This is a genomic window from Bacteroides eggerthii (genome assembly GCF_025146565.1).
Taxonomy (GTDB): Bacteria; Bacteroidota; Bacteroidia; order Bacteroidales; family Bacteroidaceae; genus Bacteroides; species Bacteroides eggerthii.
The window spans coordinates 2,749,184-2,773,738 of sequence record NZ_CP102258.1 but is presented as its reverse complement, the minus strand read 5'-3'; the positions used below and the strand labels follow the sequence as shown (position 1 = coordinate 2,773,738).

25 protein-coding genes and 4 tRNA genes are annotated in these 24,555 nt (G+C 40.9%); 18 read left to right on the top strand and 11 right to left on the bottom strand.

The features are described 5' to 3' along the window. Positions 1-37 precede the first annotated feature (37 nt). The 3 genes from NQ546_RS11430 (at position 38) to NQ546_RS11420 (ending at position 1,886) form a co-directional block, all read left to right on the top strand. Entirely contained in the window at positions 38-1,105 is a 1,068-nt protein-coding gene (locus NQ546_RS11430; RefSeq protein WP_004290995.1) for an acyltransferase, read from the top strand. A 237-nt stretch (positions 1,106-1,342) separates the two neighbouring features. Continuing rightward, positions 1,343-1,417: transfer RNA gene (locus NQ546_RS11425), tRNA-Pro, on the top strand. Between the two features lie 100 nt (positions 1,418-1,517). Then, complete coding sequence (locus NQ546_RS11420; RefSeq protein ID WP_021939411.1) at positions 1,518-1,886, top strand: lipocalin-like domain-containing protein; 369 nt, start codon at positions 1,518-1,520, stop codon at positions 1,884-1,886. Positions 1,887-1,932: 46 nt separating this feature from the next. Here NQ546_RS11420 and NQ546_RS11415 read toward each other — a convergent pair whose 3' ends face one another. Continuing rightward, the gene (locus tag NQ546_RS11415; RefSeq protein ID WP_004290998.1) at positions 1,933-2,619 is read right to left on the bottom strand and encodes a hypothetical protein; all 687 of its coding nucleotides are present in this window, start codon (positions 2,617-2,619) and stop codon (positions 1,933-1,935) included. Positions 2,620-2,802: 183 nt separating this feature from the next. After that, on the bottom strand, positions 2,803-3,990 hold the full coding sequence (gene spt, locus NQ546_RS11410) for a serine palmitoyltransferase (RefSeq protein WP_004290999.1): 1,188 nt from the start codon (positions 3,988-3,990) through the stop codon (positions 2,803-2,805). A 193-nt stretch (positions 3,991-4,183) separates the two neighbouring features. Here spt and NQ546_RS11405 point away from each other — a divergent pair, with 193 nt between their 5' ends. The 3 genes from NQ546_RS11405 to NQ546_RS11395 all read left to right on the top strand — a co-directional run bounded on the left by NQ546_RS11405 (position 4,184) and on the right by NQ546_RS11395 (position 7,603). Continuing rightward, entirely contained in the window at positions 4,184-5,227 is a 1,044-nt protein-coding gene (locus NQ546_RS11405; RefSeq protein WP_004291000.1) for a diacylglycerol/lipid kinase family protein, read from the top strand. Between the two features lie 217 nt (positions 5,228-5,444). Beyond that, on the top strand, positions 5,445-7,202 hold the full coding sequence (gene aspS, locus NQ546_RS11400; protein ID WP_004295035.1) for an aspartate--tRNA ligase: 1,758 nt from the start codon (positions 5,445-5,447) through the stop codon (positions 7,200-7,202). Between the two features lie 20 nt (positions 7,203-7,222). Then, positions 7,223-7,603 (top strand): GtrA family protein, encoded by a 381-nt coding sequence (locus NQ546_RS11395; RefSeq protein WP_004291003.1) that lies wholly within the window; start codon positions 7,223-7,225, stop codon positions 7,601-7,603. Between the two features lie 9 nt (positions 7,604-7,612). Here NQ546_RS11395 and NQ546_RS11390 read toward each other — a convergent pair whose 3' ends face one another. The 4 genes from NQ546_RS11390 to NQ546_RS11375 all read right to left on the bottom strand — a co-directional run bounded on the left by NQ546_RS11390 (position 7,613) and on the right by NQ546_RS11375 (position 10,551). Then, complete coding sequence (locus NQ546_RS11390) at positions 7,613-8,497, bottom strand: carbon-nitrogen hydrolase (RefSeq protein ID WP_004291004.1); 885 nt, start codon at positions 8,495-8,497, stop codon at positions 7,613-7,615. 3 nt (positions 8,498-8,500) lie between these two features. Continuing rightward, entirely contained in the window at positions 8,501-8,797 is a 297-nt protein-coding gene (locus NQ546_RS11385) for a hypothetical protein (protein WP_004291005.1), read from the bottom strand. 9 nt (positions 8,798-8,806) lie between these two features. Next, complete coding sequence (locus tag NQ546_RS11380) at positions 8,807-9,922, bottom strand: agmatine deiminase family protein (RefSeq protein WP_004291006.1); 1,116 nt, start codon at positions 9,920-9,922, stop codon at positions 8,807-8,809. 89 nt (positions 9,923-10,011) lie between these two features. Further along, entirely contained in the window at positions 10,012-10,551 is a 540-nt protein-coding gene (locus NQ546_RS11375) for a ferredoxin domain-containing protein (RefSeq protein WP_004291007.1), read from the bottom strand. 103 nt (positions 10,552-10,654) lie between these two features. On the opposite strand from NQ546_RS11375, the gene NQ546_RS11370 reads away from it, so the two are divergent. The 5 genes from NQ546_RS11370 to NQ546_RS11350 all read left to right on the top strand — a co-directional run bounded on the left by NQ546_RS11370 (position 10,655) and on the right by NQ546_RS11350 (position 14,497). Beyond that, on the top strand, positions 10,655-11,275 hold the full coding sequence (locus NQ546_RS11370) for an ABC transporter ATP-binding protein (protein ID WP_004291008.1): 621 nt from the start codon (positions 10,655-10,657) through the stop codon (positions 11,273-11,275). 22 nt (positions 11,276-11,297) lie between these two features. Then, positions 11,298-11,576 (top strand): hypothetical protein, encoded by a 279-nt coding sequence (locus NQ546_RS11365; protein ID WP_004291009.1) that lies wholly within the window; start codon positions 11,298-11,300, stop codon positions 11,574-11,576. Between the two features lie 139 nt (positions 11,577-11,715). After that, positions 11,716-12,522 carry an ABC transporter permease gene (locus NQ546_RS11360; protein ID WP_004291010.1) on the top strand — a complete coding sequence of 269 codons (807 nt, stop codon included), beginning with the start codon at positions 11,716-11,718 and terminating at the stop codon, positions 12,520-12,522. Between the two features lie 44 nt (positions 12,523-12,566). Further along, a complete protein-coding gene (locus NQ546_RS11355; protein WP_004291011.1) occupies positions 12,567-13,661 on the top strand; it encodes a Nif3-like dinuclear metal center hexameric protein in 1,095 nt (364 codons plus the stop codon). Positions 13,662-13,666: 5 nt separating this feature from the next. Next, positions 13,667-14,497 (top strand): zinc ribbon domain-containing protein, encoded by an 831-nt coding sequence (locus tag NQ546_RS11350; protein ID WP_004291012.1) that lies wholly within the window; start codon positions 13,667-13,669, stop codon positions 14,495-14,497. A gap of 327 nt (positions 14,498-14,824) precedes the next feature. Here the strand turns inward: NQ546_RS11350 and NQ546_RS11345 are convergent, their stop codons facing one another. Next, the gene (locus NQ546_RS11345; RefSeq protein WP_004291014.1) at positions 14,825-15,274 is read right to left on the bottom strand and encodes a type I restriction enzyme HsdR N-terminal domain-containing protein; all 450 of its coding nucleotides are present in this window, start codon (positions 15,272-15,274) and stop codon (positions 14,825-14,827) included. 98 nt (positions 15,275-15,372) lie between these two features. Here NQ546_RS11345 and NQ546_RS11340 point away from each other — a divergent pair, with 98 nt between their 5' ends. The 5 genes from NQ546_RS11340 (at position 15,373) to NQ546_RS11320 (ending at position 20,272) form a co-directional block, all read left to right on the top strand. After that, a complete protein-coding gene (locus NQ546_RS11340) occupies positions 15,373-16,149 on the top strand; it encodes an AMP nucleosidase (protein ID WP_004291015.1) in 777 nt (258 codons plus the stop codon). Positions 16,150-16,160: 11 nt separating this feature from the next. Next, entirely contained in the window at positions 16,161-17,180 is a 1,020-nt protein-coding gene (gene holA / locus NQ546_RS11335) for a DNA polymerase III subunit delta (protein ID WP_004291016.1), read from the top strand. Between the two features lie 882 nt (positions 17,181-18,062). Beyond that, complete coding sequence (locus NQ546_RS11330; RefSeq protein WP_004291019.1) at positions 18,063-18,524, top strand: helix-turn-helix domain-containing protein; 462 nt, start codon at positions 18,063-18,065, stop codon at positions 18,522-18,524. Between the two features lie 72 nt (positions 18,525-18,596). After that, positions 18,597-19,373 carry a dihydroorotate dehydrogenase electron transfer subunit gene (locus tag NQ546_RS11325; protein ID WP_004291020.1) on the top strand — a complete coding sequence of 259 codons (777 nt, stop codon included), beginning with the start codon at positions 18,597-18,599 and terminating at the stop codon, positions 19,371-19,373. After that, positions 19,361-20,272, top strand: a complete 912-nt coding sequence (locus tag NQ546_RS11320) for a dihydroorotate dehydrogenase (RefSeq protein WP_004291021.1) — start codon at positions 19,361-19,363, stop codon at positions 20,270-20,272. The genes NQ546_RS11325 and NQ546_RS11320 overlap by 13 nt, the downstream gene beginning before the upstream one ends. A gap of 93 nt (positions 20,273-20,365) precedes the next feature. Here the strand turns inward: NQ546_RS11320 and trmD are convergent, their stop codons facing one another. After that, positions 20,366-21,043 carry a tRNA (guanosine(37)-N1)-methyltransferase TrmD gene (trmD, locus tag NQ546_RS11315; RefSeq protein WP_004291022.1) on the bottom strand — a complete coding sequence of 226 codons (678 nt, stop codon included), beginning with the start codon at positions 21,041-21,043 and terminating at the stop codon, positions 20,366-20,368. Between the two features lie 97 nt (positions 21,044-21,140). On the opposite strand from trmD, the gene ligA reads away from it, so the two are divergent. Together ligA and dapA are read left to right on the top strand one after the other, a co-directional pair. Continuing rightward, positions 21,141-23,141: an NAD-dependent DNA ligase LigA gene (gene ligA, locus NQ546_RS11310; protein ID WP_004291023.1), complete on the top strand. Its 2,001-nt coding sequence runs from the start codon at positions 21,141-21,143 to the stop codon at positions 23,139-23,141. 103 nt (positions 23,142-23,244) lie between these two features. After that, entirely contained in the window at positions 23,245-24,138 is an 894-nt protein-coding gene (gene dapA, locus NQ546_RS11305) for a 4-hydroxy-tetrahydrodipicolinate synthase (RefSeq protein WP_004291024.1), read from the top strand. Between the two features lie 108 nt (positions 24,139-24,246). Here the strand turns inward: dapA and NQ546_RS11300 are convergent. From NQ546_RS11300 to NQ546_RS11290, 3 genes are all read right to left on the bottom strand, one after another. Further along, a tRNA-Arg gene (locus NQ546_RS11300) sits at positions 24,247-24,320 on the bottom strand. Positions 24,321-24,338: 18 nt separating this feature from the next. Next, positions 24,339-24,412, bottom strand: a tRNA-Arg gene (locus NQ546_RS11295). A gap of 18 nt (positions 24,413-24,430) precedes the next feature. Next, positions 24,431-24,504: transfer RNA gene (locus NQ546_RS11290), tRNA-Arg, on the bottom strand. Between the last annotated feature and the right edge of the window lie 51 nt (positions 24,505-24,555).

Genomic DNA, 24,555 nt, shown 5'->3' with positions numbered 1-24,555 from the left:
TTTTTTTATTATTTTCGCCAAAACACAAATAAATCATATGAAACAGGACAGAGTTATATTTTTGGATTATTTACGGGGGATTGCTTGCTTTTTGGTAATGATGGTACATGCCAGCGAAGCATTTTATGGAGTAGGTGATGTGCCTATTCTTTCAGATGCCCACAAATTTTGGATTGCAATTTGGGATGGAATGAGTCGCATTTCAGTACCCCTATTTGTTATCACTTCAGCCTATTTACTTGTTCCCATGAAAGAAAAGCAGTCATGGGGAGAGTTCTTTAAACGCCGTTTCCTTCGTATTCTGCCACCTATGTTGGTATTTATGATTGTGTACGCTGTGCTCCAGGTATGGCAAGAAGGAGGCGATTGGAAAGGCATGTGTGTGGCTGTTTGCAAGTTACCGTTAAACTTCCCGATGAATGCTTTTCATCTGTGGTTTATGTATCCTCTTATAGGACTTTACTTGCTTATTCCTATTCTTTCACCTTGGCTGCGTATAGCCACCGCTAAGCAAGAGCGTATGTTTTTATATCTATGGGCACTGACCACTTGCTTGCCTTTTGTGAATAAATTCTATGGCGATGTATTGGGACAATGTTGGTGGAATCAATATCATATGTTGTACGATTTCAGTGGTTATTCCGGTTATTTGGTTTTAGGTCACTACATTCGTTATCATATTAACTGGACACGCCTGAAGCGCTCCATTATAGGACTTGTCTGCCTATTGGGCGGTACCTCTTTCACCATTCTTAGTTTCTACCTCCAGGCTAAACCCGGTATTCCACAACAACTCTCTGACTTGGAGATAGCATGGTGCTTCTGCATTATCAACTGTGTAATAGCTACTTTTGGAGCTTTCATTCTGTTCACTACTATTCAAAAAGCAGGTAAGATTTACGGTCTAGTTAAGAGTATCTCAGTCAACAGTTATGGTATGTTTCTGATGCACATGCTTTGGTTGCCATTTTGGGTATCAATCATTCAGCCACAAATATCTATTGCGGCAGCTATTCCTCTTATTAGCATACTTACCTTTATCAGTTGTTATATCACTACAAAACTTATCTCTTATTTGCCTAATAGCAAATGGGTTATAGGATGATTATTAGTAGAAGAGCATGTTTGCAGAATTTATTTATTCCACATGGTTAAAAAACTATTAAATATTACTCGAAAGAAACTTGATAAAAGTGGCATTTCGTTTTACACAGTAATCCTCTGTGTCTTTTTTGCTGTTTATCAATGTTTTAAAATTTTATTTCAGATAAAGTTATTAAAAAATTTGGCATGTATTAGGAAAACATCTATCTTTGCAACCGCTTTTAAGAAGTAAAGCATTCGGGGTGTAGCGCAGTCCGGTTAGCGCACCTGCTTTGGGAGCAGGGGGTCGTGGGTTCGAATCCCGCTACCCCGACTGATAAGAATCAAGGAGTTACAGTGAAATGTAGCTCCTTTTTTATTACTCAGATGAAACGATTTAACCGATGATTGATTTAGTAACAAAAAAATACCGTATGAAAACACTTTTATTAGCAGCGACAGTATTAATTATAGCTATGACTGCTTGTAACGAAAAAAAGAGTAAGGTCACCATCATTGGCTCATGGATAATGCCCATTGATGGACAACCAGGCAAGATGCAAGGCATAAGACTGGACGAAGATGGAGAAGCATCTTCTATTAACATGGCTACGTTGGTATACAAATATTGGGAGCAGCAAGGAGATGAACTTTACCTGACAGTAAAGAGCATTGGCAACGGCGTGGAAATAGAAGGGATAGACACTTTAAAAATTGAAAAACTTACAACCGATTCATTAGTTTTAAATTCCAACTACGGCTATACATTACGTTATGCTAAAGAAAAATCAACTAAGCCCTAAACAACTGTTACAGTATTTAGGACTAGTCACTAATCCAAAAGCTTTATTATTTCTTTCTTGCAGCAATAGCCAGCAGCACTCCAAGAACAACGCCTAATATAGCCGCAAACAAAACCCTGACTTCTCCCGGCAACAAGAAAGTTATAGTATGCGCCGGATACCAAAAGAAAGGGATCGTTTTCTTAAAAACAAAGTTCCATTGTGCATCCCAATTAAGATGTGTAATGATGCGCGTCATCGGGATAGGGGTTACAAGGCTACGGAGCGAACCGCCACAATCCAAGATATGCGTATCCGTTATCTTATGAAATGTCATAAACACAGGAGCAAAGATTGTGTTCATAGTGACAGATATAGCCAAAGCAACCCATAGCTTATCCAAGCAGAATTCTCCATTAATTATAGACGAGGCATTTTCCATTCCCATGTATTCCATGAATTGCGGTACACCTTTGGAAAAGACAATCATTGCCATATTAATCCCCATTCCTAAAAGCCCCCATACAACCGCTCGAGGGAGGACACCAAATCCTTTTCTATTATACACTCCTGAACTAATGCGAAGCCCCAGAATTTCGCCCAAAGTGGCAAGCACCCCGAATTTCACAAAACTCATTATCATGCCATGTGCTGCATTGAAAGATTTATACCAATCATAAAGGGCATCGCTTACAAAGAAAGGTAAGAAGATTACGATTAGAGTAAAAACGAAAAGGAAATCTTGTTTTTTCATTCAAATGTTATGCTTTTCATTAATAATAGCAACAAATATACTAAAATAATTTCAAATTCAAAGCAAACAGGTAATTAGAACCAGCAAATTCAAACAAAAGCACTTTTTTACTCTCTACTACAAAAAAGTGGGCTGCCCGGTAACCGGACAGCCCACTTCATATAATTTCTTGCAAATACTCTTCTACTTGATAATACCTAATTCCTTAAAGCATTTTGTGAGCTTTTCAACTGCATAATCCACTTGTTCTTTAGTATGAGTAGCCATTAGCGCCACACGTACCAATGTATCTTGAGGAGCACATGCCGGTGGAATAACCGGATTAATAAAAATACCTTCATCAAAAGCCATCTTTGTCACAACAAATGTCTTTTCCGTATCACGTACATACAAAGGTATAATAGGAGACTCTGTTTCACCGATCTCGAAACCAGCATCACGAAAACTCTTCAAAGCGTAATTAGTGATATCCCACAAACGCTGAATACGCTCCGGTTCTGATTTAATAATGTGAAGAGCCTCACGAGCCGCTGCTGTTGCTGCCGGCGTGCTGCTCGCCTGGAATATATAAGAACGGGCATTATGACGCAACCAATTGATGACATCCTTATCACCGGCAATAAAACCACCTATTGAAGCCAATGATTTGCTGAATGTTCCCATTATCAGGTCAATATCCTCGGTAACTCCGAAATGATCGCAAACACCGCGACCTTGCTTACCGAATACACCTAAACCATGAGCTTCATCCACATAAATACTGGCATTATATTTCTTCTTCAAACGAACGATTTCCGGCAAGTTGGCCAAATCACCTTCCATTGAGAACACACCGTCTACAACAATCAACTTCACAGCATCCGGTTCACACTTCTGGAGTTCCTTTTCAAGGTCCTCCATGTCGTTGTGCTTGTATTTTAATTGTGTAGCGAAAGAGAGGCGGCGTCCGTCCACGATAGAAGCATGGTCGCGGTCATCGCAGATAATATAATCTCCACGACCTACTACTGCAGGAATGATACCCTCATTTACAGTAAAACCGGTAGAAAAGCAAAGCGCTTCATCTTTCCCTACGAATTCAGCCAATTCCTTTTCCAATTCAACATGTATATCAAGAGTACCGTTCAGAAAACGGGAACCGGCACATCCTGTACCATATTTTTCAGTGGCAGCAATGGAAGCGTCAATGATTCGTTTGTCATATGTCAATCCCATATATGCGTTCGAACCGAACATCAGGACCTTTTTGCCATCCATCGTTACCTCTGTATCCTGATGGCTGTTAATTGTGCGGAAATAGGGATATACCCCTTTTGCCATAAATTGTTGCGGCAAATCATATTTCGCGAATTTGTCTTGCAGTAAACCCATGAAATGTCTTTTATATAATGAATATTAATTCTATTAAAAACAAGTTCTTAAAAACAGGGGGCAAAGATAGCAAAATATGTTGTTATATGTTCCTTTTACTCTAAAAAATCTACTCTAACTCGTTTTAAGAGACTCACTATGGTTAAAATTAAAGGATTTATATTACTTTTGCATGATAGAAAACCCCGTTTAAATGGATGATAATAAAAAGAAAATAGCATTTATAATAAATCCTATATCCGGTACACAGGGTAAGGAGCATATATTGAAATGGCTTGACGAAAAGTTAGATAAGAATCGGTACATGCCCGAAGTAATCTATACGGAATGGGCGGGACATGCCGTTGAAATAGCTGCCCGAAAGGCCAAAGAAGAGGTTTTTGCCGTAGTTGCCATTGGTGGAGATGGAACAATCAATGAAATAGCGCGTTCATTGGTACACACCAAAACGGCATTAGGTATTATTCCATGTGGCTCAGGAAACGGACTCGCCCGTCATCTGCAAATTCCAATGGAAGCCAAAAAGGCAATTGACATCATCAATGAAGGATTGATAGACATTATTGACTATGGCAAGATCAATGATGTTCCTTTTTTCTGTACCTGCGGAGTGGGATTTGACGCATTTGTCAGTCTGCAATTTTCCAAGGCCGGCAGAAGGGGGCCACTCATATATCTGGAGAAAACCCTGCTTGAAAGTTTAAAGTACAAACCGGAAACTTACGAGCTGGAAATGGACGGAAGCACATCACGCTATAAAGCTTTCCTGATTGCATGCGGAAATGCCTCACAATATGGGAACAACGCCTATATCACCCCGCAAGCCACACTTAACGACGGTTTGCTGGATGTTACCATCCTGGAACCGTTTACCGTATTGGATGTACCTGCATTATCATTCCAGCTGTTTAACAAAACCATTGACCAGAACAGCCGAATAAAAACTTTCCGTTGTAAAACACTCCGTATCCACCGTTCCAAACCGGGAGTAATACACTTTGATGGAGACCCGATGATGATGGGAGAAAATATTGACGTCAACATAATCCAAAGGGGTTTACAAGTCATTGTGCCCAAAAATGCAGAAAAAGACACCTCAAACGTACTACAACGTGCTCAAGATTACATCAATGGCCTTAAACAAATAAATGAGTCCATAATGGAAGATATTACTCATACAAACAGAATGATATTGGATAAAGGCAAGGAACAAATAAAAAAACTTAGAAAGAATTAAAGTCTACAAGATTATCGGGAGATGTTCAAGATTGATAATTTTATTATTCAAGTTGTTCCATAAAGTTGTTTTTTTAAAATAAACTCTTCTGTTTTGATACGTCTGTAATATGTTTTATGTATTTTTGCACAATATTTATCCGCTTTTAGCAATGACACATCCTGATGTTGCATCGCCAAACAGAAAATAGTAAATTGTAAAATAGTAATATAATAAGATGTATAGATCACACACCTGCGGAGAATTGCGTATCTCCGACATTAATAAGCAAGTGACATTGTCAGGTTGGGTACAACGCAGCCGTAAAATGGGGGGGATGACATTCATAGACCTTCGCGACCGTTACGGAATTACCCAATTAGTATTTAATGAAGAAGTAGATGCCGAGCTTTGCGAGCAGGCTAACCACTTGGGACGCGAATTTGTAATCCAGATAGTGGGAACTGTGAATGAGCGCTTCAGCAAAAACAAAAATATTCCTACCGGAGACATTGAAATTATTGTTTCAGAACTGAATGTGCTAAATTCCGCTCTGACTCCGCCTTTCACAATCGAAGATAATACAGACGGCGGGGATGATATCCGTATGAAATACCGCTACTTGGATTTGCGTCGTGCTACTGTACGTAAGAATCTGGAACTGCGTCATAAAATGACAATTGAAGTTCGTAAATATCTGGACAGTAAAGGGTTCATCGAAGTGGAGACTCCGCTTCTCATAGGTTCTACACCGGAGGGTGCACGCGACTTTGTTGTTCCTTCACGCATGAATCCGGGACAATTCTATGCACTGCCGCAAAGCCCTCAAACATTGAAGCAATTGCTGATGGTTTCCGGTTTCGACCGTTATTTCCAAATAGCCAAATGTTTCCGCGATGAAGACCTGAGAGCCGACCGCCAGCCGGAATTTACACAAATAGACTGCGAAATGTCTTTTGTACAACAAGATGATGTAATCGAACTCTTTGAAGGCATGGCAAAGTATCTTTTCAAGGAAATTCGCGGTGTGGAGTTGACAGAACCATTCCAACGTATGCCATGGGCAAATGCCATGAAGTATTATGGAAGTGACAAGCCTGATCTGCGCTTCGGTATGAAATTTGTAGAATTGATGGACATCATGAAAGGGCATGGTTTCTCTGTATTCGACAATGCTGCATACATCGGAGGTATCTGTGCTGAAGGTGCTGCAAGTTATACCCGCAAGCAACTGGATGCTCTGACCGAATTCGTAAAGAAACCGCAAATCGGAGCCAAAGGTATGGTATATGCTCGTGTAGAAGCTGACGGTACCGTAAAATCAAGTGTCGACAAGTTCTATACACAAGAAGTTTTGCAGGAAATGAAAGCCGCCTTTGGCGCTAAACCAGGTGACTTAATTCTTATTTTAAGTGGTGATGATGCAATGAAAACCCGCAAGCAACTGAATGAGCTTCGTCTTGAAATGGGTAATCAGTTAGGGCTGCGCGATAAGAATAAATTTGCATTGCTTTGGATTGTTGATTTCCCGATGTTTGAGTGGAGCGAAGAAGAAGGACGCCTAATGGCTATGCACCATCCGTTTACTCATCCTAAAGATGAAGATATTCCTTTGTTGGACACCAATCCCGCAGCAGTCCGCGCCGATGCCTACGATATGGTGTGCAATGGCATTGAAGTCGGTGGCGGTTCTATACGTATTCACGACGCACAATTACAGGCTAAAATGTTCGAAATATTAGGGTTCACTCCGGAGAAAGCCGAAGAGCAGTTCGGATTCCTGATGAATGCATTCAAATTCGGAGCACCTCCTCATGGCGGTTTGGCTTACGGTCTTGACCGTTGGGTTAGTATTTTTGCAGGCCTTGACAGTATTCGTGATTGCATCGCATTTCCGAAGAATAACTCCGGCAGAGATGTTATGCTGGACGCACCCTCGGCTATCGATCAGAAACAGTTGGATGAACTCAACCTTATTGTTGAGGTAAAAGAATAAATACAAGAGAATAGGAGAGAGTGAAAGAGTCCACACGTATTTTTCGTTTTGCAGTAATCGGTACGCTAAACGCTTTAATTACAGCAGTCACCATCTGGTTTATGATGGATGAATTGGACATCAATTACATGCTTTCCAATGTAACGGCATACATACTTGCACAGACTCACAATTTCATTTGGTGCAAGTATTGGATATTCCCAACAGAAAAGAAGAGCAACACTTGGCGACAAGTGCTGCTCTTTTCCATAGCCTTTGGCATGGCTTATTGTGCACAATTCATTTTCCTTATCGGACTGGTAGAAGGGCTAAACTGCGATGAGTATCTTGCCCAATTCTTAGGACTATTTGTATATGGCGGAGTGAACTTCCTGATGAATAAAAAGGTCACTTTTAAGTGAAGCCCTTTTTTAATCTAAAAAACGCTTTGTCAATCCTTCATAGGCGTCAATCCTGCGATCACGCAAGAATGGCCACCAACGACGGACATTCTCCGAACGTTCCAAATCAATTTCCACCACAATATTCTCAGACTGATCATTACCAGCCTGCGCCAAAAACTCACCTTGCGGACCAACCACAAAACTATTTCCCCAAAAAAGAATACCATTCGTTTGCATGGAAGGATCAGGCTCATGCCCCACACGATTCACTGAAATGACAGGAAGTCCGTTGGCTACGGCATGTCCGCGTTGTGAGATTATCCAAGCATTCAATTGGCGAGACTTTTCATCATCCGTATCACTGCTTTCCCAACCGATAGCCGTAGGATAAATCAACAATTCGGCACCTTTCAATGCCATTAGACGCGCAGCCTCAGGATACCATTGATCCCAACATACCAACACTCCCAGCTTTCCAAGAGAAGTCTGTATGGGTTCAAATCCCAAATCTCCGGGAGTGAAATAAAATTTCTCATAATACGCCGGATCGTCAGGTATATGCATTTTGCGGTATTTCCCGGCAATGCTACCATCACGTTCAAAAACAACTGCTGTATTATGATACAAACCCGGAGCACGTTTTTCAAATAACGAGGTTACCAATACAATGTTGTTGGCAGCTGCCAACTCTGAATAGAAACCGGTTGACGGTCCGGGAATAGGTTCCGCCAAATCAAACAGTTGGGTATTCTCCGTCTGGCAAAAATAGAGTGAGTTATGCAGTTCCTGCAACACTACCAATTGTGCACCATGAGCGGCACACGCTTCGATGCTCTTGGCCAGATTCATCAGGTTGGTACGCATATCCGCGACATTAGCCTGCTGGATAATACCGACTTTTATTTTTCTCATAATCTATATTTCTTTTGAATGTTTTTTTATTGTTCTTCGGTCTAATCTATCCCACCAATAATAAGTTGCCAAACTGATAAGAATTGAAATAACCCAAGAGAGTATTTCACCATATTCCCAATTCCATTGCTCTACAAAAAGATATTCGGAGAAATTTAGAAGAAAGATAAGTTCCAATACTCCCGGAAGATTATCCAACCATATATTCTTTTTAATATACTGCCGAAACTTAGGAAAGAACCAGCCTGCTGTATACATAGTTATAAATATCCCACAAAAAATGAAATTGACAACTTCCATATCTTCCTACTATTTGATTACCCCCATCGGATATTGCATCGTGACACAGTGCAGCGAGCCATGTTGTTTTATCAAAGCACGACAGTCTACGCCTACAATTTCATGTTCGGGAAAAGCCTTTTGCAACACCTCTTGGGCGCGCATATCATTCTCCGGCTGATTATATGTGGGATATAGCACCGCATTATTCATTATCAAGAAATTAGCATACGTAGCCGGGAGTCTTTCGCCTTCCACTTCTATTTTATCGGCCATTGGCAGTGCCAACAGTTTATAAGGTTCTCCTGCGAGTGTTTGGAACGTTTTAAGTTGTTCTTCCATTCGGTGCAACTCCTCATAATGCTCGTCATTCACGTCCCGGCACTGCACATAAGCAATCGTATCCGGCGAACAAAAACGGGCAAGCGTATCTATATGGCTGTCCGTATCATCTCCGGCCAAATATCCGTAATCCAGCCAAAGTACCCGTTCAAGATGAAATGTCGATCGGAGATACTCTTCAATCTCCACCTTGTTCAGCTGACCGTTACGGTTAGGCGACAGCAGGCATTCCGAAGTGGTAAGTAATGTTCCCAAGCCGTCACTTTCAATGGAACCGCCTTCCAGCACAAAGCCTAAACGGTTCATATATCGACCTTTTAAGATTTCGGCTTCAACAGCCCGACGTGTAATTTGATTATCTTTATCCGAAGCAAATTTCAGTCCCCAGCCATTAAAAGTAAAATCAAGCAGAGAAGCTCCCTCTGTATCTACCATAGTGATAGCTCCATGGTCGCGCGCCCAAGTATCATTCGTTTCACATTCCAGAAAACGTACGTTATCCATATTAACTGCCGCGGAGATTTGCATTCTCACTTCCTCAGGTTCCGGAGTTACAATCAGCAGCAACTCCCGCTTGGCTATTTCGGAAGCAATGGCAATAAAACATTGCTGTACTTCTTCAAGCATATAAGCCCAATCGGTATTTGCATGAGGCCATGTAAGTTGTACACCGCTTTGTAAAGCCCATTCTGCAGGCAGGTGGGGAGCACGCGTTTCCACCTGAAAGGTCATATTCTTACCAAAACGCACCTGATAATCTTTTTCGGTAGCTCCACCTAATGGAATTCCAACAAAATATCCCATATCAATTCTAAGTTATTTAATTCGTTAAGTAAGATAATGAAGCCTAAAGTTCAACTTTACATTTCTCAACTTCTGGTTCGGCAATACACTTATTTCTTTTCTTCTTTAGGCTTCCTATCAAAGAACGGATTCTTGGAAGAAGCGCTGACCGGAATAGCGAATACCGCCTTGCAATCCTTCAGCCAATTCATTCGTTGTGCAGCCAGTCCGGCAGAGAACATCACCCGGGTATCCACCCGCATATCGGCAGCCATAGCGCAAGCAGAGCCGACAGCAATCCCCACATCAACCGTATTCAAGGCACATGGCACACCCTCGGAACGCCCGGCACAAGTTGGAAAGCCACAATGACCGCAGTTCAACCCTTGCGCCTGCTCGCGCGTACCTATTATAACAACACATTCTGCTTGCAAAACGTTTGCCGCATCACGCAGAAAGAACTTCATACCCAATTCTTCTGCCATGGCACTCATTTTTTCTGAAAGTTTTTTCAGGTCTTCTCCTGTAACCAGTGCCGTTTCAATTACATCTACACCTTTCCCTTTAGGCGCTGTGCGTGCGGCAGTCATCATTTGTCTCGCCACGCCCAGTACATGCTCATGGCGGCAATCCCGTTCGTTCTGTATCATACTTTTTTTCCCGAATTAATTAGTGATACAAAGATAAAAGTATAAAGTTATCTTTGCAAATCTTTTTTCCTTACCTTTGCAATAAGGACTAAAGAATTTATTTATGTTACAAATAGAGGGTGCCAGTATTGCATACGGTCATGATATACTATTCTCCAACTTCAACCTGCAATTGAGGAGGGGAGAGATTGCCTGTATTTCCGGTTCGTCGGGATGCGGAAAGACATCTCTTCTCAATGCCATACTGGGGTTTACTCCATTAAAAGAAGGACGTATTACGGTCAATAACATCGTATCGGATAAAAACAGCATAGACCTCATTCGCAAACAAATAGCTTGGATTCCACAAGAATTGGCGCTACCGTTAGAATGGGTAAAAGACATGATACAGCTGCCTTTCAGTCTGAAAGCCAATCGAGCCACACCGTTCTCCGAAATGCAACTATTCAATTGCTTTGAAGAATTAGGACTTGAAGAAGAGTTATATTATAAACGTGTAAATGAGATATCCGGCGGCCAACGCCAACGCATGATGATAGCCGTAGCTTCCATGATCAACAAGCCACTAATCATTGTGGACGAGCCGACTTCGGCACTCGATTCGGGTTCTACGGAGAGAGTGCTGGCCTTCTTACGGCATCAAACCCAAAAGGGAACCGCCGTACTGGCAGTATCACACGACATGGATTTCGCCAAAGGATGTGACCGACATATAATAATGTGACAAACCTGATAAACATAAAGCCATGAGTTTTGCCGGATTTGTTTTTGATATGATACGTCGTGATAAGGAGAACCGCAATTTACGCCTTCTTCGCCGGGAGCGTCTCAATGAGCGTTTAGATAAAATGCACAAAGGGCGCCGCATGCCTCACAATACAACTGCAGAAGACATGGAAAAGATAACCAAATTTACCCGGCAAAAGGAACATTCCGAACAGAAACATACCGTACGAATGATGCTGATTATTATTGGAGGGTGCATTATTATTGCATCCGCATTGGTTTTCTTATTTATCCGCTAATTCCGCAGGAAAAAGAGAACCACCAAAACACTAATGAATTTTCCAAGATTTATTAATAAATTCCGGTAAATTTATTAATAAATTCTTCCATAATTTATTAATAGCGCTACCTTTGCATTACAAGCTATCGAAAATACTCATGGGAACTATCGACATATCATACCTCAGTCTGGGCATCGGACTACTTTTGCTATTAATACCATTATTCTATATATGGAAATTCAAGACCGGCCTGCTACGTGCAACTCTCATCGGTACGGCACGCATGATTGTGCAGCTTTTCTTCATCGGCGTTTATCTGAAATACCTTTTTCTTTGGAATAATCCGTGGATTAATTTCCTGTGGGTAATCGTCATGATACTCGTAGCTTCGCAAACGGCACTGGCACGCACACAACTGAAACGCAGGATATTACTGATACCTATATCCGTAGGTTTTCTGTGTAGCGTGGTATGCGTGGGAATGTATTTTATAGGAATCGTACTGCGTCTTGAAAATGTGTTCAGTGCCCAATACTTCATTCCTATTTTCGGCATATTGATGGGAAACATGCTATCCAGTAATGTTATAGCCCTAAATACTTATTATAGCGGATTGAAACGCGAGCAACAACTTTACCGCTATCTGCTTGGTAACGGGGCTACCCGTACAGAAGCGCAAGCGCCGTTTATCCGTCAGGCCATTATCAAGGCATTCAGTCCGCTCATCGCCAATATCTCTGTCATGGGCTTGGTAGCATTTCCCGGAACAATGATTGGACAGATATTGGGCGGGAGTAGTCCCAATGTCGCTATCAAATATCAGATGATGATTATGGTTATCACATTTACGGCATCTATGCTTTCACTGATGATAACCATTTCATTGGCTTCGCGTAAGTCTTTCGACGCCTACGGAAAGCTACGGCCTGTCATGATAGAAAAAAAAGTAAAAAGTAAGCCGTAATTCGCTACTTTTATGTATATTTGCAACCAAATTTTCTACCGATAATGAAAATTAAGGAGATAGTAAGCGCCCTTGAACGGTTCGCGCCTCTGCCATTGCAAGACGGATTTGACAATGCCGGCCTGCAAATTGGATTGACAGATGCGGAAGCAACAGGGGCTTTGTTGTGTCTTGACGTTACTGAAGCCGTATTGGACGAAGCAATTGCGTTAGGGTACAATCTTGTCATATCGCATCATCCGCTTATCTTCAAAGGTTATAAATCCATTACAGGAAAGGACTATGTGGAGCGTTGTATCTTGAAAGCTATCAAGAACGACCTTGTCATTTATTCCGCCCACACTAACCTGGACAATGCACCGGAAGGAGTGAATTTCAAGATTGCCGAGAAAATCGGATTAAAGAATGTACGTGTACTGGAAGCCAAAGAAAACGCTTTATTGAAACTGGTGACATTCGTACCTGCCGCACAGGCGGAACAAGTACGCACAGCATTGGCATCTGCCGGATGCGGATGTATCGGCAATTATGATTCGTGCAGCTACAATGTGGAGGGCGAGGGAATGTTTCGTGCTCTTGAAAGCGCCAATCCTTATTGCGGAAAAATCGGCGAGCGGCATGTGGAAAAGGAGACGCGTATCGAAACCATTCTGCCAGCTTACCGAAAAGCAGAAGCAATAAAAGCGTTACTCGCCGCACATCCGTACGAGGAACCTGCATTTGATTTATATCCGTTGCAGAACTCCTGGCAACAAGCCGGAGCAGGCGTTATCGGCGAATTGGAAGCTCCGGAAACCGAATTGGAGTTCCTGAAGCGTATCAAGAAAACCTTTGAAGTGGGTTGCCTGAAACACAACAAACTGACCGGGCGGGAGATACAGACCGTTGCCCTATGTGGCGGTGCAGGGGCTTTTCTCATGCCGCTTGCCATACGCAACCATGCTGATGTCTTCATTACCGGCGAAATAAAATACCACGACTATTTCGGCCACGACACAGACATCCTGTTGGCAGAGATAGGGCATTATGAAAGCGAACAGTATACAAAAGAAATATTTTATACAATAATCCGGGATTTGTTTCCTGCTGTTGAAGTTCAACCAAGCAAAGTAAATACGAATCCCATAAAATACATGTAATTAAAATGGCTAAAGAAGCAAAAAAAGATCCTCAGGAATTGACAGTGGAGCAGAAATTAAAAGCTTTGTTCCAATTACAGACCATGTTGTCTAAAATTGATGAAATCAAGACGTTGAGAGGCGAGCTTCCTCTGGAAGTGCAAGACTTGGAAGATGAAATTGCCGGTTTGAGTACCCGTATCGAAAGAATCCAGTCGGAGGTTTCCGAATTGAAATCCGCTATTGCTACCAAAAGAGTAGAGATCGAAACCGCAAAAGCTTCCGTTGCAAAATATAAAGAACAACAGGAAAACGTACGTAACAACCGCGAATATGACTTCCTAAGTAAAGAAATCGAGTTCCAAACATTGGAAATTGAGCTTTGCGAAAAGAGAATCAAAGAGTTTACCGCTGATGAGGAAGTGAAATCTCAGGAAGCAGCAGAAAGCATTGCCGCTTTGGAAGAAAGACAAAAAGATCTGGACGTAAAGAAGAATGAGCTGGACGAAATCATTTCTGAAACCAAACAGGAAGAAGAAAAGCTAAGAGACAAAGCCAAAGATCTCGAAACAAAAATCGAACCGCGTCTGCTCCAGTCTTTCAAGCGTATCCGCAAAAATTCACGCAACGGTTTGGGCATCGTTTATGTACAGCGTGATGCCTGCGGTGGTTGCTTCAACAAAATTCCGCCTCAAAGACAATTGGACATCCGTTCACGTAAGAAAATCATTGTTTGCGAATATTGCGGACGTATCATGATTGACCCGGAACTGGCAGGTATTGCTCCGGAAGTGAAAGAAGAACCGGTAAAAGAAAAAACAACAAGAAGCAGAAAGAAAGCAGCAGACGCTGAATAAATTCCGTAATTCTTGCGATAAACCCAATAAGGTTCAGGCAGTTATTTTATGAGATGAATAACAGCCTGAACCTTATTTGTGAACATGAAAATCAAAAGTAGGCCTATTTTGCTATTTCCAATTAATTTCACACATTTGTCCAAACTTATAGGAGTAGGAGGGGATACGTATTTTTTACTATCATTTTCACACATCATCAACATTTTCATCCCCCGTCCAGAAGCTACTCTGAGAGGGGATACAATGAGTCCCTGAGTGAAAGGCATTGACTCCCTGACTGAATCCCTTTCACTCAGGGACTCATTGCAGCTCACTCAGTGACTCAAATCAAAGATCCTTGTAATCGGGTATATCTTGTAAGAAAATATAACTATTATTTTCATAATCCATACGACAGCAATAATGCCTGATACCATTACTCACTATCAGATAGTCCACCTTCAATACCATATTGTAACGGGTAATCTGATCGAAAACCTTTTGAGTAATTTCCACTTCGGGAGCCTTGTATTCCACAATCATACGCGCTGTGAGATCACGCCTGTAAAGCACTGTATCACAGCGTTTTTTAGTGCCATTCAATTGCACCTGCACCTCGTTTGCCATAAGCGCCTGCGGATAACCTTTATGCACCAAAAGAAAGTGCACAAAGTGCTGTCGCACCCATTCCTCAGGAGTCAAAGCAACATATCGGCGACGGACTACGTCAAAAATACTCCTTTTCCCGTCCCTCATAGCAATTTTGGCATCAAATGCCGGCAAGTTCAGTGAGAACATTCTATTTTAATTTCTTGTTTTTACTTTTTTATTGTAACTTTGTAAGTTAAACAATCACTCCTTAACGACTCTTTAGGGAACAAATTTAATGAAATCTTATGAAAACAAAAGAAGAAATCGTCGCTAATTGGCTACCCCGTTACACAAAACGTAACCTGGAAGATTTTGGAGAGTATATCCTGTTGACCAACTTCAACAAGTATGTGGAAATTTTCGCTGAAAAGTTCAATGTTCCCATTCTCGGCAAAGATGCCAATATGATTTCTGCCAGTGCGGAAGGAATAACCATTATCAATTTTGGAATGGGAAGCCCTAATGCCGCCATTATCATGGATTTACTGAGCGCTATTCAGCCTAAAGCATGTCTGTTTTTAGGCAAATGCGGTGGTATAGACAAAAAAAATAGAATAGGGGACCTTATCCTTCCAATCGCCGCCATCCGTGGCGAAGGTACCTCAAACGACTATTTTCCACCGGAAGTGCCGTCATTACCGGCGTTTATGCTGCAACGTGCCGTTTCTTCCGCCATTCGCGACTATGCGCGTGATTACTGGACCGGAACCGTATATACTACCAATCGCCGTATTTGGGAACATGATGAAAACTTCAAAGAATACCTCAAGAAGACGCGCGCCATGGCAGTTGACATGGAAACGGCAACTTTATTCAGCTGCGGCTTTGCCAATCATATCCCGACAGGAGCCTTATTACTGGTGTCCGATCAACCAATGATTCCCGAAGGGGTCAAGACCGATAAGAGCGATAATATAGTAACCCAAAATTACGTAACGGAACACGTTGAAATAGGCATCGCATCCCTGCGTATGATTATTGACGAAAAGAAAACCGTAAAACATCTGAAATTCGACTGGTAAAGCAAAAAAATATGGCAAAGCAGGAAATCACGTGTGACGACATTATCAAAGAGCTAAAAGCCGGACAATACCGCCCCGTCTATTATTTAATGGGCGAAGAACCATATTACATCGATCTTCTTTCGGATTATATAACGGACAATATACTGAATGAAACCGAAAAAGAGTTCAACCTGACCGTAATGTATGGTGCAGACGTAGATGTAGCTACAATCATCAATGCCGCCAAACGTTATCCGATGATGTCAGAACACCAAGTGGTTGTGGTAAAGGAAGCACAGAACATACGCAACATGGAAGAGCTTTCCTATTACCTTCAGAAGCCTTTGCTTTCCACTATATTGGTAATATGCCACAAGCATGGCACACTGGACAGAAGGAAAAAGCTGGCTGCCGAAATAGAAAAGTCCGGCATACTGTTCGAATCTAAGAAAGTAAGGGATGCCCAGCTTCCGACATTCATCACGTCATACATGAAACGTAAGGGGGTAGACATGGATCCCAAAGCAACTTCCATGCTTGCCGATTTCGTAGGAACCGATCTCAGTCGCCTTACCGGAGAGCTGGAGAAACTGATTATTACACTTCCAAAAAGCCAGACACGCGTTACCCCCGAACAGATAGAGCGAAACATTGGAATCAGCAAAGATTATAACAACTTTGAGCTCCGTAGCGCCATTGTGGAAAAGGACATCTTGAAAGCGAATAAAATAATAAAATATTTTGAAGAAAATCCAAAAACCAATCCGATTCAAATGACTTTATCTTTACTTTTTGGATTCTTTTCCAACTTAATGTTAGCCTATTACGCTCCCGAAAAAACAGAGCAAGGCATTGCTTCATTCATAGGCTTAAAGACTCCATGGCAGTCTCGTGAATATCTAAATGCCATGCGGCGATATAATGGAGTAAAAACCATGCAAATCATTGGAGAAATACGATATACGGATGCAAAATCCAAAGGAGTAGGCAACTCTTCATTAAATGACAGCGATCTCTTGCGTGAGTTGATCTTTAAAATCCTGCATTAAAAACTCCTTTGAACATAACCTTTCCTACAATAAAGTAAATAGAAGAAACTGTTCATTTTTGTATCATTCTGTCACATTTAGGGGGAATTTCCCCCTTTTTTTCTATTTCACCTCTTTGCCAATAACCCTAAAAGTAGTATAAAAGACTAATATACAATAAAATACCCCCAAAAAGATGCCCTGAGAATCGCATTTTTTTAATCATCCAGACATTTATACGGAAATAAGGCAAAGATTTCATCTTAATGAGAAGTGGAACAGAGAGAATATAAATCCGCTTGCTAATTGTCACCCATTTTCTTAAAAAAATAGCCCATCCAAATTTATCCATCAATACTAAATAGAGAGAATAGTTGTGCACTGCAACTATGGAATATAACTTTCGTAAAAAGCATATATTACTATTGTATAAAATACAATGGTAATATATACCAAATATACATATTATATCATCAATACAATTGTAAATATCGAAATTTGCATTAATAATATCGCTCATTATACGTTTATACAACAAACCATTAATAGTAACATTTTAGAAATATAAATAGCTATAAATCTTAACTATACCACATTTTATTATAGCAAAGGCTTAATAGAACAAATAACAAGCATGAAACAATTGTAATACAGGTAAAATCAAGCAAATATAGTGTATATAATACATTATATATCAATAAAATATAGATTTTAATTAAACTAAAAATATTAATGATAAATCAATCAATAATAGACATTGCACATTAATATATAACATAAGTAATGATCAGGAGTACAACTGTAAAAAATCACATATTACAATTATGATTTGCTTTTGTGATTTTTATTATTTACTTTTGTAATCGGATAGTTTAGGAATACAATTGTAATAATAATCACACCATGAGTATAAAAGATAGATTTAAGATGATAATGGATCGGGAAAAACTAACTGCCGGAGCATTTGCCGAAAGCATTGGAGTGGCCCAAGCTACCATTTCTCACATTTTAGGTTCTCGCAATAAATATCCAAGTACAGAAGTAATTCTGAAGTTGCACCAATGTTACAAGGACATTAACTTGGAATGGTTGCTAACGGGGGAAGGAAATATGAGTAATGATTCCTCTTCCACTGAAAGCGGTGGATTTGACTATCCGCTATTTGCTGACAATCCAGAAAACCCGTCCTATGAACCGAATGTTTCGGAAAATCGCAAGGAAATCGCATTAGAAACAGCACAAAAGCCCACCAAAGAGATTGTAAAACAAGAGATTATCTATAAAGAAAGGCCACCAAGGAAAATAACCGAAATAAGAATTTTCTTTGATGATAATACTTACGAAACATTCAAACCGGAAAATTAGAAGACAGCTACGGCTATTTGCACAAATTCCCGTATCTTTGCAGCCGAAAGATAATTCTTCTTTATAGATAATATGAAAAAATATATTTTAGATCTGACAGTGACCGAGAATGTTCGTCTGCATGCCAATTATGCGCTGCTGAAATTGACTTCTTCGTCCCCGCTTCCGGAAATGCTACCGGGACAATTTGCAGAGATTCGTGTAGACGGTTCACCAACGACTTTCCTACGGCGTCCTATCTCTATTAATTATGTAGACAAAAAACGGAATGAGGTTTGGTTCCTCATTCAACTTGTTGGTGACGGAACCAAGCGTTTAGGCGAAGCGAAAAAGGGAGACGCAATCAATGTAGTACTTCCGTTGGGAAATTGCTTCACAATGCCTGAAAAGCCCTCAGATAAGCTTCTATTAGTAGGTGGTGGTGTAGGCACAGCACCTATGCTGTATTTAGGTGAACAATTAGCTAAAAACGGAAGCAAACCAACGTTCCTGTTAGGCGCCAGAAGCAATAAAGACTTGCTGCAATTAGAAGAATTCGCTGCTTATGGAGAAGTATATACCACTACGGAAGACGGCAGCTATGGCGAAAAAGGATATGTCACCCAGCACTCTATATTAAGCAAAGTGAATTTTGAACAAATATATACCTGCGGGCCTAAACCGATGATGATGGCCGTAGCTAAATATGCTAAAAGTAAAGGCATCAATTGTGAAGTATCCCTGGAGAACATGATGGCATGTGGCATAGGAGCCTGCTTATGTTGCGTGGAAAATACTACGGAAGGTCATTTATGTGTATGTAAAGAAGGTCCGGTTTTTAATACAAATAAACTATTATGGCAGATTTAAGTGTAAATATTGGCGAACTGCAAATGAAGAATCCGGTAATGACGGCATCCGGAACTTTTGGATATGGTGAAGAATTTGCCGATTTCATCGATATATCGCGAATAGGTGGTATAATTGTAAAAGGCACCACTCTTCACAAACGTGAAGGTAACCCATATCCGCGCATGGCAGAGACTCCGTCCGGCATGTTAAATGCTGTGGGACTGCAAAATAAAGGTGTGCATTATTTTGTTGAACATATCTATCCGCGCATCAAGGATATCAGAACCAATATGATTGTGAATGTTTCAGGTTCTGCCATTGAAGATTATGTGAAAACAGCGGAAATCATCAACGATCTTGTAAATATTCCTGCCATAGAGTTAAATATTTCCTGCCCTAATGTCAAGCAAGGTGGAATGGCGTTTGGAGTTACAGCCAAAGGCGCTGAAGAAGTAGTAAAAGCTGTACGCTCAGTTTACAAAAAGACACTTATCGTAAAACTCTCACCCAACGTTACAGATATTACAGAAATAGCACGTGCAGCCGAAAATGGCGGTGCAGATAGCGTATCACTCATCAATACCTTGCTAGGAATGGCTGTGGACGCGGAACGCAAGCGTCCTATACTCTCTACTGTAACGGGAGGTATGTCCGGAGCAGCAGTGAAACCCATTGCACTCCGTATGGTATGGCAAGTTGCTAAGGCGGTAAAAATACCAGTCATAGGACTGGGAGGTATCATGAATTGGAAAGATGCAGTAGAATTCATGCTTGCAGGAGCTTCTGCCATACAAATTGGTACAGCAAACTTTATCGATCCGGCAATAACCGTGAAGGTTGCAGAAGGAATTGATGATTATCTCAACAGACACAATTATAAGTCTGTGAAGGAAATAATAGGTGCGCTTGAGATATAACACTTAACAAGGCATAGCCATTCGCAAACAATTTTCATAAAAAAGGACATTCACTCATGAATGTCCTTTTTCTTTTTATTTACATTTTACATATCACTCATTCAACAAATCTGGACGTAGTTTACGAGTTCTTTCAAGTGACTGTTGCAATTCCCATTCCTTAATTTTAGCCTCGTGACCGGATAGTAAAATTTCCGGAACTTTCCAGCCTTTGTAATCAGCAGGACGCGTATAGACCGGAGCAGCTAAAAGATTATCCTGAAAGGAATCGGAAAGAGCAGACTGCTCGTCAGAGATAACCCCGGGGATAATGCGAACAATCGCATCAGCCATAACGGCAGCTGCCAGTTCACCACCTGTCAGTACGTAGTCGCCAATACTGATTTCTTTTGTAATAAGATGCTCTCGAATGCGATAATCAATCCCCTTGAAATGCCCACAGAGAATAATGAGATTTTTAGCCAAAGACAACGTATTGGCCATAGGCTGATTGAACTGCTCACCATCCGGAGTTGTAAAAATTACCTCGTCGTATTCTCGTTCTGCCTTCAAAGTATTGATGCAGCGCTCTATGGGCTCTATTTTCATAACCATTCCGGCAAACCCACCAAAAGGATAATCATCTACCCGGCGATACTTATCTTCTGTATAATCGCGAAGATTATGAATGTGGATTTCTGCAAGCCCCTTATTTTGAGCGCGTTTCATTATGGAGCAGTTGAAGAAGCCTTCAATCATTTCCGGCAAAACAGTGATGATGTCAATACGCATATACTTAATTTTTCCGCAAAAATAGTGTAAGTTAAGAGTAAAAGCAAAAAATATTCGGGAGAAACCCGTATTTTTGCGTACAAACTCTAAAATCGTTATGACAATAAAAGAAAGAATAGACCAATTACGCACCGACCTCCATCGGCACAATTATAATTATTACGTGCTGAATACCCCCGAAATATCAGATAAAGAGTTCGATGACATGATGCGCGAATTGCAGGACCTTGAGAAAGAGCATCCTGAGTATCAAGATGAAAATTCTCCCACCATGCGCGTAGGAAGTGACTTGAACAAGAACTTCACACAGGTAACTCATAAATATCCCATGCTTTCGTTAGGAAACACTTATTCCGAAAATGAAGTAACGGACTTTTATGACCGAGTAAAAAAAGCTCTGAATGAGGATTTTGAAATATGCTGCGAATTGAAATACGACGGAACGTCCATTTCATTGACCTACGAGAACGGCAAGTTAGTACGTGCTGTAACCCGAGGAGACGGCGAAAAAGGCGACGATGTGACAGACAATGTAAAAACAATCCGCACCATACCATTGGTTTTACATGGCAACAATTATCCTGAACATTTTGAGATCAGAGGAGAAATATTAATGCCTTGGGAGGTATTTGAAGAACTCAATCGGGAAAAAGAAGCACGTGAAGAACCGCTTTTTGCCAATCCACGCAACGCCGCGTCCGGAACTTTAAAACTGCAAAACTCCGCTATTGTAGCTTCACGTAAGCTTGATGCCTATCTATACTATCTTTTAGGAGAGGAATTGCCTTGTGACGGGCATTATGAGAATCTGCAAACAGCCGCCGGTTGGGGATTTAAGATCTCAGAGCACACGAAAAAAACTCACAGCCTTGAAGAAGTATTCGAATATATTCGATACTGGGATACTGAACGTAAAAACCTGCCGGTTGCGACAGACGGTATCGTACTAAAAGTCAACAGTATGCGCCAACAAAAAAGTCTTGGTTTCACCGCAAAATCTCCTCGTTGGGCAATAGCATACAAATTTCAGGCAGAACGTGCCTTAACGCGTTTAAACAGGGTTACTTATCAGGTAGGACGCACCGGAGCAATAACTCCTGTCGCCAACTTAGACCCCGTACAACTATCCGGTACTATTGTGAAGAGAGCCTCCCTGCACAATGCTGATATTATCGAAGGGTTGGACTTACATATCGGAGATATGGTCTATGTGGAAAAAGGCGGAGAAATCATACCCAAAATTACAGGGGTGGACAAAGATGCACGCGGCATGCTTATCGGTGAAAAAGTAAAATTTATCACTCATTGCCCGGAATGTGGCAGCAAGTTGGTACGTTATGAAGGAGAAGCAGCCCACTATTGTCCTAACGAAACAGCTTGTCCCCCCCAAATAAAAGGCAAAATAGAGCATTTTATCAGTCGCAAGGCTATGAATATTGACGGACTGGGTCCGGAGACCGTAGATACGTTCTATCGTTTGGGATTAATCAAGGATACGGCAGATCTATATCAACTCACAGCAGAGGATATTAAAAATTTAGACCGTATGGGTGAGAAATCTGCAGAAAACATTATTAAAGGAATCAAGGCAAGCAAAGAAGTTCCTTTTGAAAGAGTGCTTTTTGCATTGGGAATTCGTTTCGTGGGTGAAACAGTAGCCAAAAAAATAGCCAAATCCTTTAATAATATAGAGGAACTGGAAAATGCAGATCTCGAAAAGCTGACAAGTATCGATGAAATCGGGGAAAAAATAGCGCAAAGCATCTTAATATACTTCTCAAGTCCATTGAATGTCAGTCTTATAGAACGTCTGAAATCTGCCGGGTTGCAACTATATCGTAAAGAAGAAGATTTGAATGAATATACGGATAAACTGGCAGGACAATCTATCGTAATAAGCGGCGTATTCACCCATCATTCTCGAGACGAATATAAAGATCTGATAGAAAAAAATGGTGGAAAGAACGTTGGCAGTATCTCCACCAAGACCAGTTTTATTCTGGCAGGTGAAAATATGGGGCCGTCCAAGCTGGAAAAAGCCCATAAACTGGGTATAAAGATTATAAGCGAAGATGAGTTTTTAACGCTCATATCCTAACAAATTTCCACAAAAAGCTTTTTTATAGCTTATATTTGTATGGTAAATCGAAAAAAATCGTACTTTTGCGAGTCATTTAATTAGAGACTACTTTATAATACTCATGATACAGACTAGATTGAAAGGAATGGGGGTAGCGCTGATTACTCCATTTAAAGAGGATGAAAGCGTTGATTACGATGCATTGATGCGTTTAGTAGACTATCAGCTTCAAAACAACACTGACTTTTTATGCGTGCTTGGTACCACAGCAGAAACTCCGACTTTGACTGAAGACGAAAAAAAGAAAATTAAGAAAATGGTTATCGAACGGGTGAATGGGAAAATACCTATTTTACTCGGAGTAGGAGGAAATAATACTCGCGCTGTGGTAGATACTCTAAAAAATGACGATTTTACCGGAGTAGATGCGATTCTTTCTGTTGTACCATATTACAACAAGCCTTCTCAAGAAGGTATTTACCAGCATTATAAAGCGATATCCGAAGCCACAGAGCTCCCTATTGTACTCTATAACGTACCGGGACGCACCGGTGTAAATATGAAAGCTGAAACAACCTTACGAATTGCACGTGACTTCAAAAACGTCATTGCAATCAAGGAAGCATCAGGTGACATTACCCAAATGGATGATATCATCAAAAATAAACCTGCTAATTTCGACGTTATTTCAGGCGATGACGGCATCACCTTTCCCTTGATCACCTTAGGGGCAGTTGGCATCATCTCGGTCATAGGAAATGCTTTCCCGCGCGAATTCAGTCGTATGGTGCGCTTGGCATTACAAGGAGATTACCAAAATGCACTGACAATTCATCACAAATTTGCTGAATTATTCAAATTACTCTTTGTAGACGGTAATCCTGCTGGAGTTAAAGCTATGCTAAATGCAATGGGAATGATTGAAAATAAACTTCGTCTGCCACTCGTGCCAACTAGAATCACAACTTTCGAAGCTATGCGTACGATATTAAACGAATTAAATATCAAATGCTAAATTATATATTAGAGCATAAAAAAGCCCCGCATTAGCGAGGCTTTTTTTATGGGTCAATCTTATAATGCAACAAACAAAAAACCTCTACAATAAATGTAGAGGTTTTTGTGATCGCGACAGGATTCAAACCTGTAACCGGCTGATCCGTAGTCAGCTACTCTATTCAGTTGAGCTACGCGACCTTTATTATTAACAAATTGTGACCGCGACAGGATTCAAACCTGTAACCGGCTGATCCGTAGTCAGCTACTCTATTCAGTTGAGCTACGCGACCTTTATTATTAACAAATTGTGACCGCGACAGGATTCAAACCTGTAACCGGCTGATCCGTAGTCAGCTACTCTATTCAGTTGAGCTACGCGGCCTTTTTGTTTAACGGGTGCAAAGATACGTACTTTTTCTAAATTAGCAAACAA

What these genes read in the sequence shown, in the direction of transcription:
- NQ546_RS11330 (WP_004291019.1), top strand. Translation starts at nt 18,063, where the DNA reads ATGAGTATAAAAGATAGATTTAAGATGATAATGGATCGGGAAAAACTA.
- trmD (WP_004291022.1), bottom strand. Translation starts at nt 21,043, where the DNA reads ATGCGTATTGACATCATCACTGTTTTGCCGGAAATGATTGAAGGCTTC.
- NQ546_RS11365 (WP_004291009.1), top strand. Translation starts at nt 11,298, where the DNA reads ATGAGTTTTGCCGGATTTGTTTTTGATATGATACGTCGTGATAAGGAG.
- NQ546_RS11340 (WP_004291015.1), top strand. Translation starts at nt 15,373, where the DNA reads ATGAAAACAAAAGAAGAAATCGTCGCTAATTGGCTACCCCGTTACACA.
- spt (WP_004290999.1), bottom strand. Translation starts at nt 3,990, where the DNA reads ATGGGTTTACTGCAAGACAAATTCGCGAAATATGATTTGCCGCAACAA.
- NQ546_RS11350 (WP_004291012.1), top strand. Translation starts at nt 13,667, where the DNA reads ATGGCTAAAGAAGCAAAAAAAGATCCTCAGGAATTGACAGTGGAGCAG.
- NQ546_RS11360 (WP_004291010.1), top strand. Translation starts at nt 11,716, where the DNA reads ATGGGAACTATCGACATATCATACCTCAGTCTGGGCATCGGACTACTT.
- holA (WP_004291016.1), top strand. Translation starts at nt 16,161, where the DNA reads ATGGCAAAGCAGGAAATCACGTGTGACGACATTATCAAAGAGCTAAAA.
- NQ546_RS11320 (WP_004291021.1), top strand. Translation starts at nt 19,361, where the DNA reads ATGGCAGATTTAAGTGTAAATATTGGCGAACTGCAAATGAAGAATCCG.
- NQ546_RS11420 (WP_021939411.1), top strand. Translation starts at nt 1,518, where the DNA reads ATGAAAACACTTTTATTAGCAGCGACAGTATTAATTATAGCTATGACT.
- NQ546_RS11430 (WP_004290995.1), top strand. Translation starts at nt 38, where the DNA reads ATGAAACAGGACAGAGTTATATTTTTGGATTATTTACGGGGGATTGCT.
- NQ546_RS11345 (WP_004291014.1), bottom strand. Translation starts at nt 15,274, where the DNA reads ATGTTCTCACTGAACTTGCCGGCATTTGATGCCAAAATTGCTATGAGG.
- NQ546_RS11415 (WP_004290998.1), bottom strand. Translation starts at nt 2,619, where the DNA reads ATGAAAAAACAAGATTTCCTTTTCGTTTTTACTCTAATCGTAATCTTC.
- NQ546_RS11325 (WP_004291020.1), top strand. Translation starts at nt 18,597, where the DNA reads ATGAAAAAATATATTTTAGATCTGACAGTGACCGAGAATGTTCGTCTG.
- NQ546_RS11375 (WP_004291007.1), bottom strand. Translation starts at nt 10,551, where the DNA reads ATGATACAGAACGAACGGGATTGCCGCCATGAGCATGTACTGGGCGTG.
- NQ546_RS11355 (WP_004291011.1), top strand. Translation starts at nt 12,567, where the DNA reads ATGAAAATTAAGGAGATAGTAAGCGCCCTTGAACGGTTCGCGCCTCTG.
- aspS (WP_004295035.1), top strand. Translation starts at nt 5,445, where the DNA reads ATGTATAGATCACACACCTGCGGAGAATTGCGTATCTCCGACATTAAT.
- NQ546_RS11405 (WP_004291000.1), top strand. Translation starts at nt 4,184, where the DNA reads ATGGATGATAATAAAAAGAAAATAGCATTTATAATAAATCCTATATCC.
- NQ546_RS11370 (WP_004291008.1), top strand. Translation starts at nt 10,655, where the DNA reads ATGTTACAAATAGAGGGTGCCAGTATTGCATACGGTCATGATATACTA.
- NQ546_RS11390 (WP_004291004.1), bottom strand. Translation starts at nt 8,497, where the DNA reads ATGAGAAAAATAAAAGTCGGTATTATCCAGCAGGCTAATGTCGCGGAT.
- NQ546_RS11380 (WP_004291006.1), bottom strand. Translation starts at nt 9,922, where the DNA reads ATGGGATATTTTGTTGGAATTCCATTAGGTGGAGCTACCGAAAAAGAT.
- dapA (WP_004291024.1), top strand. Translation starts at nt 23,245, where the DNA reads ATGATACAGACTAGATTGAAAGGAATGGGGGTAGCGCTGATTACTCCA.
- NQ546_RS11385 (WP_004291005.1), bottom strand. Translation starts at nt 8,797, where the DNA reads ATGGAAGTTGTCAATTTCATTTTTTGTGGGATATTTATAACTATGTAT.
- ligA (WP_004291023.1), top strand. Translation starts at nt 21,141, where the DNA reads ATGACAATAAAAGAAAGAATAGACCAATTACGCACCGACCTCCATCGG.